10 protein-coding genes are annotated in these 9,754 nt (G+C 63.3%); 4 read left to right on the forward strand and 6 right to left on the reverse strand.

The genetic code is table 11. From position 1 onward, the window contains the following. The 5 genes from JYJ84_RS19810 to JYJ84_RS19830 all read right to left on the reverse strand — a co-directional run. The coding region (locus JYJ84_RS19810; protein WP_307872133.1) for a biotin/lipoyl-containing protein at positions 1-366 on the reverse strand (366 nt) is incomplete at its 3' end. 1 nt (position 367) lies between these two features. Next, the gene (locus tag JYJ84_RS19815; RefSeq protein ID WP_175221308.1) at positions 368-1,408 is read right to left on the reverse strand and encodes an alpha-ketoacid dehydrogenase subunit beta; all 1,041 of its coding nucleotides are present in this window, start codon (positions 1,406-1,408) and stop codon (positions 368-370) included. Positions 1,409-1,410: 2 nt separating this feature from the next. After that, a complete protein-coding gene (locus tag JYJ84_RS19820; protein WP_043182179.1) occupies positions 1,411-2,643 on the reverse strand; it encodes a 3-methyl-2-oxobutanoate dehydrogenase (2-methylpropanoyl-transferring) subunit alpha in 1,233 nt (410 codons plus the stop codon). A gap of 381 nt (positions 2,644-3,024) precedes the next feature. After that, a complete protein-coding gene (locus JYJ84_RS19825) occupies positions 3,025-3,651 on the reverse strand; it encodes a flavin reductase family protein (RefSeq protein ID WP_122944941.1) in 627 nt (208 codons plus the stop codon). 271 nt (positions 3,652-3,922) lie between these two features. Next, positions 3,923-4,822 carry a LysR family transcriptional regulator gene (locus tag JYJ84_RS19830; protein ID WP_175221307.1) on the reverse strand — a complete coding sequence of 300 codons (900 nt, stop codon included), beginning with the start codon at positions 4,820-4,822 and terminating at the stop codon, positions 3,923-3,925. Between the two features lie 157 nt (positions 4,823-4,979). Here JYJ84_RS19830 and JYJ84_RS19835 point away from each other — a divergent pair, with 157 nt between their 5' ends. The 4 genes from JYJ84_RS19835 to JYJ84_RS19850 all read left to right on the forward strand — a co-directional run bounded on the left by JYJ84_RS19835 (position 4,980) and on the right by JYJ84_RS19850 (position 8,484). Continuing rightward, positions 4,980-6,101 (forward strand): alkene reductase, encoded by a 1,122-nt coding sequence (locus JYJ84_RS19835; RefSeq protein ID WP_175221306.1) that lies wholly within the window; start codon positions 4,980-4,982, stop codon positions 6,099-6,101. A gap of 78 nt (positions 6,102-6,179) precedes the next feature. Beyond that, a complete protein-coding gene (locus tag JYJ84_RS19840) occupies positions 6,180-6,611 on the forward strand; it encodes a DoxX family protein (RefSeq protein WP_122944938.1) in 432 nt (143 codons plus the stop codon). A gap of 72 nt (positions 6,612-6,683) precedes the next feature. Further along, entirely contained in the window at positions 6,684-7,688 is a 1,005-nt protein-coding gene (locus JYJ84_RS19845; RefSeq protein ID WP_175221305.1) for a zinc-binding dehydrogenase, read from the forward strand. Between the two features lie 493 nt (positions 7,689-8,181). Beyond that, positions 8,182-8,484, forward strand: a complete 303-nt coding sequence (locus JYJ84_RS19850; RefSeq protein WP_122944936.1) for a DinB family protein — start codon at positions 8,182-8,184, stop codon at positions 8,482-8,484. Between the two features lie 81 nt (positions 8,485-8,565). On the opposite strand, the gene JYJ84_RS19855 is transcribed toward JYJ84_RS19850, so the two are convergent. After that, complete coding sequence (locus JYJ84_RS19855; protein WP_205183146.1) at positions 8,566-9,276, reverse strand: response regulator; 711 nt, start codon at positions 9,274-9,276, stop codon at positions 8,566-8,568. Between the last annotated feature and the right edge of the window lie 478 nt (positions 9,277-9,754).

Genomic DNA, 9,754 nt, shown 5'->3' on the forward strand with positions numbered 1-9,754 from the left:
CGCCGCCGGCTTGGCAGATGATTCAGCAGGCGCTGCGGCCACCGACTTCGACGGCGCTGCCGCGACCGGTGCGGTTTCTACCTTTGATTCCCGCACCGGTGCGCCGGCCTTCAGGTTGCCGTCGCCTTCGACCTCGAGGCGAATCAGTTCGCTGCCGACCGCCATCATCTCGCCGATCCGGCCGCCGAGCTCGAGCACCTTGCCGGTCACCGGCGACGGAATCTCGACCGCCGCCTTGTCGGTCATCACATCGGCGAGCGGCTGGTCTTCCTTGATCGTCTGCCCGACTTCCACGTGCCAGGCCACCAGCTCGACCTCGGCAATCCCTTCGCCGATATCCGGCATCTTGATGACATGAATCCCCATCTCAGGCCTCCATCACGCGTCGCAACGCTTCACCGACCCGGGCCGGGCCCGGAAAGTACGCCCACTCCTGCGCATGCGGATACGGCGTATCCCAGCCCGTCGTGCGCTCGACCGGCGCTTCGAGGTGGTAGAAGCAATGTTCCTGGGCCAGCGACACCAGTTCCGCACCGTAACCGCAGGTGCGCGTCGCCTCGTGCACCACGATGCAGCGTCCGGTCTTGCGCACCGACGCGACGATCGTGTCGAGGTCGAGCGGCCACAGCGTGCGCAGGTCGATCACTTCCGCGTCGATGCCAGTCTCCTCGGCTGCGGCAAGCGACACGTGCACCGTGGTGCCGTAGGTCAGCACGGTCACGTCGTTGCCGGGCCGCACCACGGCGGCCGTATCGAGCGGCACCGTGTAGTAGCCCTCCGGCACCGCGCTTGCCGGATGCTTGAGCCACGACGTGACGGGCCGGTCGTGATGGCCGTCGAACGGCCCGTTGTACAGCCGCTTCGGCTCGAGGAAAATCACCGGATCGTCGTTCTCGATCGATGCGATCAAGAGCCCTTTCGCGTCGTACGGATTCGACGGCATCACCGTGCGCAGCCCGCACACCTGCGTGAACATCGCCTCCGGGCTCTGGCTGTGCGTCTGGCCGCCATAGATGCCGCCGCCGCAGGGCATGCGGATCGTCATCGGCGCGATGAACTGGCCGGCCGACCGATAGCGCAGCCGCGCGCCTTCCGACACGATCTGGTCGGATGCCGGGTAGAAATAGTCGGCAAACTGGATCTCGCACACCGGGCGCAGCCCGTATGCGCCCATCCCCACCGCCGCGCCGACGATCCCGCTTTCGGAGATCGGCGCATCGAACACACGCGACTTGCCGTATTTGTTCTGCAGTCCTTCGGTACAGCGAAACACGCCGCCGAAATAGCCGACGTCCTGCCCGAACACGACCACGTCGCTGTCGCGCCCGAGCATCACGTCCATCGCCGAGCGCAGCGCCTGGATCATCGTCATCGGCTGCGTTGCCGTGCCTGTCTCTTGTTGCGCCATGATCACGCTCCCAGTTCCTGGCGCTGACGGCGCAGGTGCGCGGGCAGCTCCTTGTACACGTCGTCGAACATCGAAGCCGGCGACGGAATCCGGTCGTCGGCCAGCGTGCCGTATTTCTCCGCTTCCTTCTGCGCGGCGATCACCTCCGCTTCGAGCTCGGCCGTCAGCGCTTCGTGCGCGCTGTCCGACCAGATGCCCTTGACGATCAGGTGGCGCTTGAAGCGCTCGATCGGATCGCCGAGCGGGAAATGGGACCAGTCGTCGCTCGGCCGATACTTGGTCGGATCGTCCGACGTCGAATGCGCGCCCGCACGGTAGGTCACCCACTCGATCAGCGTCGGGCCGAGATTGCGGCGCGCGCGTTCGGCCGCCCAGCTCGACGCCGCATAGATCGCGAGGAAGTCGTTGCCGTCGACGCGCAGCGACGCGATCCCGCAGCCGACGCCGCGCCCCGCGAACGTCGTGCCTTCGCCGCCCGCGATCGCCTGGAACGTCGAGATCGCCCACTGGTTGTTGACGACGTTCAGCACGACCGGTGCGCGGTACACGTGCGCGAACGTGAGCGCGGTGTGGAAGTCGGATTCGGCCGTCGCGCCGTCGCCGATCCACGCGGACGAGATCTTCGTGTCGCCCTTGATCGCCGACGCCATCGCCCAGCCGACCGCCTGGATGAACTGCGTCGCGAGGTTGCCGGAAATGGAGAAGAAGCCCGCATCGCGATCCGAATACATCACGGGGAGCTGGCGGCCTTTCAGCGGGTCGCCTTCGTTCGACATCAGCTGGCAGATCATCCGTTCGAGCGGCACGTCGCGCGCGATCAGGATGCTCTGCTGGCGGTAGGTCGGGAAGCACATGTCGCCGTCGCGCAGCGCCATCGCGTGTGCGGTGCCGATCGCCTCTTCGCCGAGGCTCAACATGTAGAAAGAGATCTTTTTCTGGCGCTGCGCGATCATCATGCGCGCGTCGAAAATGCGGGTCTTGAGCATCGCGCGCAGGCCGGCGATCAGCCGCGCATCGTCGAGATCCGGTGCCCACGGGCCGACGGCCTTGCCGCTGTCGTCGAGCACGCGCACGAGGCTGCGGGCGAGATCGGCGGTGTCCGCCGCGGCAACGTCGATCGGCGGGCGGCGAACCGCACCGGCCGGCGATAGATGCAGATAGGAAAAGTCCGTCTTGCAGCCCGGGCGCCCGGTGGGCTCCGGCACATGCAGACGCAATGGCTCTGACAGGCTCATCGTGTCGTCTCCACGCTCGATTGTGTCTCACGCTGATTAGGAACGCGCGGCCGGTTGCCGGCCTGCGCGCTGACTGGCGTGCGGATAGGCACGTCAATCTTTCCAATTTAGGCAATATGGGGCCAGCCGTCGATGACCAACCCGCTCGACTGCGGTGAGCAGATTTGCCATGTTGCAGCGCGGTCGGGCCATGGTCCCGGTTTGCGGGGATCGGGGGGCGAACGAAGCATGGAGGGATCGGGTCAGCCGGATCAAGTCGGACGATACAACGCAAAAGACCCCGCGAAATTCCTGATTTCTGCGGGGCCTTCGAGGGTGCGGCCGAGGCGGACGATCGCGCGGGTAGCGCCCGCTTCGGGATCCGTTACAGCGCGCGCTGCATCATGCGCCTGGGCGGGCGATGTCGAACCGGCTGTCGGGCCGGACATGCGCATAGGCTGACGGGCCGCCCGCACGAAGAATGATGCCCGCGCCAAAGGTGTCGAAGATCCCGTCCTTCAGCAAATCGTTCCGGATATGAACCGCGATGACCTCGCCCAATACCAGCGAAGCCGCCGTCTCGACGCCCTTGTGGTCACGCAACCGAATCACATCGGTCACCTTGCATTCGAAGTTCACGCCGCTTTCCGCGACGCGTGGCACGTCGACCAGGCGCGACGGGATCGCGGTCAGGCCGCCGAGTTCGAACTCGTTGACACCGTACGGTACGGCGGCACAGGTCTGGTTCATCCTGTCGGCGAGATCGCGAGTCGCGAGGTTCCAGACGAACTCGCCCGTCTCCTGTACGTTGCGCAGGCTGTCCTTTGCAGCGACACTCGAAAAGCCGATGATCGGCGGATGGTAGTTGAATGCGTTGAAGAAACTGTACGGTGCGAGGTTGACCGTGCCATCGTTGCCGCGGGATGAAATCCAGCCGATCGGGCGCGGACCCACGATCGCGTTCAGAGGATCATGAGGAAGGCCGTGGCCTTGCGACGGTTCGTAAAAGTGATGGTTCGAGTCGGTCATGACGGATGGTCTTGAGAAAGACAAACTGCGTTGGATCCATCGGCAGAATCACGTGCGCCGATGACGGTAGTGGCGTCCTGTACGACGTGCGTGCCAAGTATCACATCACGTCGCTTTCGTCGCAGCGAGGCGGTAAGTAACGACGCGTGAATCGCCAGGCGCCCGCCGACGATGGCGCTGGCTTGCCGGACGCCGGACCTTTCCGCACCGGGGAAATTTTCGGCTTGACCTGTCACGTCATCCGGGTCGAGGTGGTAAACCGCGCCGTGCTTCAGGTACTCAATTCGCCAACACGGGTCAGATAGTCGATCAGCCACTGTGTCGCCGGCCCGCAGGCGCGATCGGCACGCCTGATCAACGACACGCCGTATCGAAACACGTCACGATCCGACAACGGCACCACGGCCAGTCGGCCTTGCCGCAAATCGTCGTCGACCAGATGCATCGGCATGGAGCCCCAGCCAAGCCCCTCGAGCAGCAGGCGATGCTTTGCGCCGAGGTCCGCGGTCTTCCAGGTGCGGGTCGCATATATGCCGTACGACTGCCCTTCCGTCAGTTTGCTTCTGTCAGTCAGAACGAGCTGCGTATATTCGCGCGCCTCGGACAGCGGAATGCGCCTGCGACGCTGCGCCAACGGGTGCGTCGGCGCAGCTACCGTGACCAGGTCGATCGAGCCCATGGACGTGGCATCGATCACGTCCGGCCAGTTTTGAGCCGGACCGCTGATGCCGAGTGCACATCCGCCGTCGATCACCAGCTTCATCACGCCACCCAGCGCTTCTATCGTCAGGTTGAGCGCGACCGTGGGAAAGGCTTCGGCGAACAGGCTCAGCCCCTCGACGAGCTTACCCAACGGAAACATGACATCTACCGCCAGCGACAGTTCGGCTTCCACGCCACCGCGCAACCCCGCGGTTTTCGCCTGCAGCTGACCCACCAGCATGTCGAGCCGACGTGCGTCGGCCAGGACGGTTTCGCCGGCCGCCGTCAACGTCGGTCGCCGCTTGCCACGTTCGAATAGCGGCACCCCGAGCAACGACTCCAGATTGGCGACCGCATAGCTGACGACGGATTGAGCACGCTCGAGCCGCCGGGCCGTGCCGGAAAAGCTGCCGGCTTCGACCACCGCGATGAACGCGCGAAGTTGATCGAGATTGGGACTCTTCTCCATGATCCATCAATAAAGTGGATTTTAATGATCGATCTTAGACGATTGTTTAGATTGAAACAATCTCCTAAATTCCTGTCCAGCAGCGTGCGAAGCGCGTATTCCGGGCACACCGGAACGCGCTTCGACGGCCCATGAACACAACCAGGAAGATGACATCATGACGACCCGCAGCGCCCCTCCCGGGCATCCGAAACCGACCGCGCCCACGTTGTTCGAACCGATCGAGTTCGGTCGGATCACGCTCAAGAACCGCATCGTGATGGCGCCGATGACGCGCAGCCGCGCCGGCGCAGGCGACACGCCCGGCCAGATCAACGCGCGCTATTACGCGCAACGAGCGTCAGCGGGCCTGATCATCACCGAGGGCACGCAGATCTCGCCACAAGGCAAAGGCTATCCGTTCACACCGGGCATCTACAGCGATGCGCAGATTGCGGGCTGGCGACAGGTGACCGATGCGGTGCATCGCGACGGGGGGCGCATTTTCGTGCAGCTTGCCCATGTCGGCCGAATCGGCCATCCGGACCTCCAGCCCGACGGCGCATTGCCGGTTGCGCCGTCGGCCATTCGGCCGGACGGGAACGCCTATACACCGACCGGACCGCAACCGCATCCCGTGCCTCGCGCGCTGGAAACCGGAGAAATGCCAGGAATCATCGAACAATACGTCCAGGCCGCGCATGCCGCATTGCAGGCCGGTTTCGATGGCGTGGAGATCCACGCCGGCAACGGCTATCTGCTCGACCAATTCCTGCGGGACGGCACGAACCGGCGAACCGATGGTTATGGTGGCATCATCGAGAATCGTATCCGGCTGCCGCTTGAGGTCGTGCGCGCGGTCGGTCGCGTGGTCGGCCCGGATCGCATCGGCATCAGGATTTCCCCGGTCACGCCAAACTTCGGCGGCATTGCGGACAGTGCCCCGCAAGTGTTGTTTGAACGATTCGCCGAACGGCTAAGCGGTCTGACGACCTACCTTCATGTCGTCGAAGGCATCCCGCTGGCGACGCCCGGTACCGTGCCCGCGTTCGACTACGACGCGCTGCGGCGCGCGTACGGTGGCCATTACATCGCGAACAACGGCTACACGAAGGCACGTGCCGACGCCGCATTGCTCGGTGGCCACGCCGATCTCGTGTCATTCGGCTATCCGTTCATCGCCAATCCCGATCTCGTCGCGCGCATCCAGCACGACTGGCCGCTCGGGCAGGCCGATATGTCCACCGCGTACGGCGGCGGCGAAGCCGGCTACACCGACTATCCGGTGTATCACGGGTAAGCACGCGACACCTCGACTGAATGCCTGAACGCAATACCGAGCGCTCGATTTCAGTCAGTCACTTATTCAGGAATACAAATGATTAAATCATTCAATCGCACGATTCATCGAGCCGTCGAACAGACGTCCATCATCAACATCGTGCTTTCCGTCCTCGTGCGAATTCTCATTGCCGGCGTGTATCTCGGAGCGGGGATCAGCAAGATCTTCAACTATTCCGGCACCCAGCAATACATGGAGCACATGGGGGTACCGGGCGCACTGCTTCCGCTCGTGATCGTTGTCGAGGTCGCCGGCGGTCTCGCATTGATCGCGGGCTTCGCTACGCGCGTCGCGGCTCTTGGACTCGCGATCTTTTCGGTCATCGCCGCAGTGATCTTCCATGGCAGCGGCGATCAGACGCAGCAAACCTTCTTCATGATGAACCTGTCAATGGCGGGCGGCCTGCTCGCACTCGTCCTGAACGGCGCCGGCCGCGGCTCGTTCGATTCCGCGAAGCAACCCAGCTAGCAAATATCCGATGCGCACCCGCGCTTCATTCATTCCCGGGGGCATACGCCCCCGATCCACCGAGAGTTTCCAATGAACACCATGCAGGCCATTCAGATCGAGCGTACCGGCGACACGTCTGTCCTTCGCACCGTTACGATGGATCGTCCAACGCCCGCCGACGACGAGGTCCTCGTGCGCGTCTCGCGCGTCGGGCTCAACTTTGCAGAAACCCTGCAGCGAGCCGGCACCTATCCGGGGCCGGCACTGGCGCTGCCGGCAGTGCTCGGTTCGGAAGCGGTCGGCACCGTGGCGGCCGTGGGGGCGAACGTCCGGGACATTCAGGTCGGCGAGCGCGTCGCGGCGCCTCTGTTCGGCGCATGGCGCTCGACCGGCGGGTATGCGGAATACGTGACGCTTCACGCTGCGCTGATCGTCGCGATTCCTGACGCCCTCTCCGACGACGACGCGGTCGCCGTCATGCTGCAGGGATTGGTGGCGCGGTTGCTGTTGCGCGAGACGCCCGTAGCCGAGCGTACAGTCGCGATCACCGCCGCGGCCGGAGGCGTCGGCTCGATGCTGATCCAGCTGGCGAGACTCGACGGCGCACGCTCGATCACCGGCGTGACCAGCTCGCCGGCCAAGCTGCATACCGCGAAGACGCTCGGCGCCGATCATGTCGTCAACTATCGCGACGAGGACTGGCGCAACCGATTGAGCGCGGCAACCGGCGGAGCAGGATTCGATGTCGTCTTCGATTCGATCGGCGGGACCGTGGCCCACGCACTCGTTTCGAGTCTCGCGACGCATGGCCATTTTGTCGGCTACGGGGCGGCAAGCGGCCGGCTGCTCACGATCGACGAAATCCTGATGAACGCGTTGATCTTTGGCAGCCGCAGTGTGTCCGGCTTCGCACTGTATGCGTTCCTTGCCGACGACGTCGTGCGGCGGACGATCGCGGAACTGTTCGAATTGCTCGCGGCTGGCGCACTAAAGCCGCTCATAGGCGGCAGCTTCGCGTTCGATGCGGTTGCCGACGCGCATCGGGCACTCGAATCGGGTCAGGCAAGCGGCAAGCTGATACTGCGCGTTCAGTAATCGAGCACACAGACGCTCCGGTTCCCGGATGGCACACGCACCCAGTGGCACGCCCAGGCAACAAAAAAACCCGCGAGCGCTAGGCTTCTCGCGGGCTTTCGACCCTTCGTCGAATCGCACTGAAAGCGATCGTGGTCGGGACCGGAACAAAATAAAGCCATGAAACCCTTAAAGAACAAGGAATCTACAAAACTCCAGATCTTTATGCCCCCAAATATGCCCCCTACGCAAGTTCGTTGGCCTGCCATGCAAACATCGTGCATCGCCGGACACCGGAACCGTCCACCAAGCTTGCCACACGCCAGATAGTCTTCGCCGACAATCGGACCAACATAGGCTGGCACGAGATGGGATCAAGCATAGCAACCACAGTACGACAAAGCTCCAACCAAGGTTTTATCGAACTTCGTCGTGATCGCTGAATATCTATCGGAGGAACGCCTCGCACTACCCAAAAGCCATTGCACCCTTGAGTCCCCCCTCGTCTTGCCAGATGTCACTGCTTAGCGGCGGCGTGATCGGACAAACTCTCGGTGCACTGCCGGCACTCGTCGCCGCCCAATGCAACGCCAATGAGTGGCTGATCGAATGGGTCGACGGGCAGGATGCCGCGAGCCTTGCGGAAACGGTGTCGTTCGCATTCGTTTCCGGTCGCGCGGGGCAGATGGCGCGTGGCGCGATGCTCTTGCACCTGTACAACCACAAGACGTACCACCGTGGCTGGGTGTGCCAGATGCTGTTCGAACTTGGCGTGACGCCGCCGGAGACCGACCTGCCGGTCTATTTGAGTCGATGATGACGGAACGCGCCGGCGAACCGTCCGGCGCCCCGCTTGCATCGCATGCTGATGCTCAGCTGCATCGATCGGCACGCACACCTAACGATGGCCGACATCCAGCATGTAGCCTTCGCCGCGAATCGTGCGAATCAGGCGCGGCTCCTTGATGTCCTCGCGCAACTTCTGACGCAGGCGCGATATCTGTACGTCGATACTGCGGTCGAACGTGTCGATCGACTTGCCGCGCGCGGTATCCATCAGGTATTCGCGGCTCAGCACTCGCCCCGGCGCGGCAAGGAACGCGTTGAGCAGGCGAAATTCCGCGTTCGACAACGGAATGACCGTATTGTCGGCGGCAATCAGGTGGCGGCCGATCTGGTGAAGCCGCCATCCGGCAAAGCGGCTTTCCTCCTGCGCCCTCGTCCGGCCTTGCGTTTGCGCACGCACGCGGCGCAGGATCGTCTGGATGCGCGCGACCAGTTCGCGCGGTTCGAACGGCTTGACGATATAGTCGTCGGCACCCAGTTCCAGCCCGACGATCCGGTCGGTCATCTCGCCGCGAGCGGTCAGGATGATCAATGGAATCTCCGATGTCGCACGAATCTCGCGGCAGAGATTGAGGCCGTCGTCGTCCGGCAGCATCAGGTCGAGCACCACGAGATCGAAGCCGCCCTCCCCGAGCGCGTGATGCATTTCCGCGCCGGTGCCGGCTTGCGCGGTCGTCATGCCGAAGTCTGCAAGGCAGTCGCACAACAGGCTGCGAATCTGCGAGTCGTCGTCGACGACGAGAATACAAATCGCTTTGTTCACGGCGTCTTGTCTCCGATGTTGCGGCGGTGAGATGTGCCCCGCACTCATTATTGCCCGTCAATATAAGGGCTTTTTGCACGAATTGTTGCAGCGTTGAAATAATTGCCCCGGCACCTTGCCCCACAAGGTCATCCGGAAAAATCGGGATGCCTGACGAGCATTCGAGTCATGGATAACCCGCCCGGTATTTTCCCGAAGAGACGCCGCCGAGCATCGTCCGCCTGCGCCGCCCCGTCTGGCTTCGCGCGTCCTGCCGCAACATTGCCCAACCGGAAAGACTTTGTGTCAGCGCAGATACAAAGCCGATATGAACCAGAAATGCCCGGGTCTTAACGTGGCTCCCAAGTCATATCGACGCAGGAGACACGCGGGACATGAACTACGCACAACCCAAGCCACCTGTCCGGCGCATTGGCGGCATCGCCTTCGTGGTCGGATTGCACGCCGTGATCGTCTACGCCTTGCTCACCGGTCTCGC

It is taken from the genome of Burkholderia sp. LMG 13014 (assembly GCF_905232215.1).
Taxonomy (GTDB): domain Bacteria; phylum Pseudomonadota; class Gammaproteobacteria; order Burkholderiales; family Burkholderiaceae; genus Burkholderia.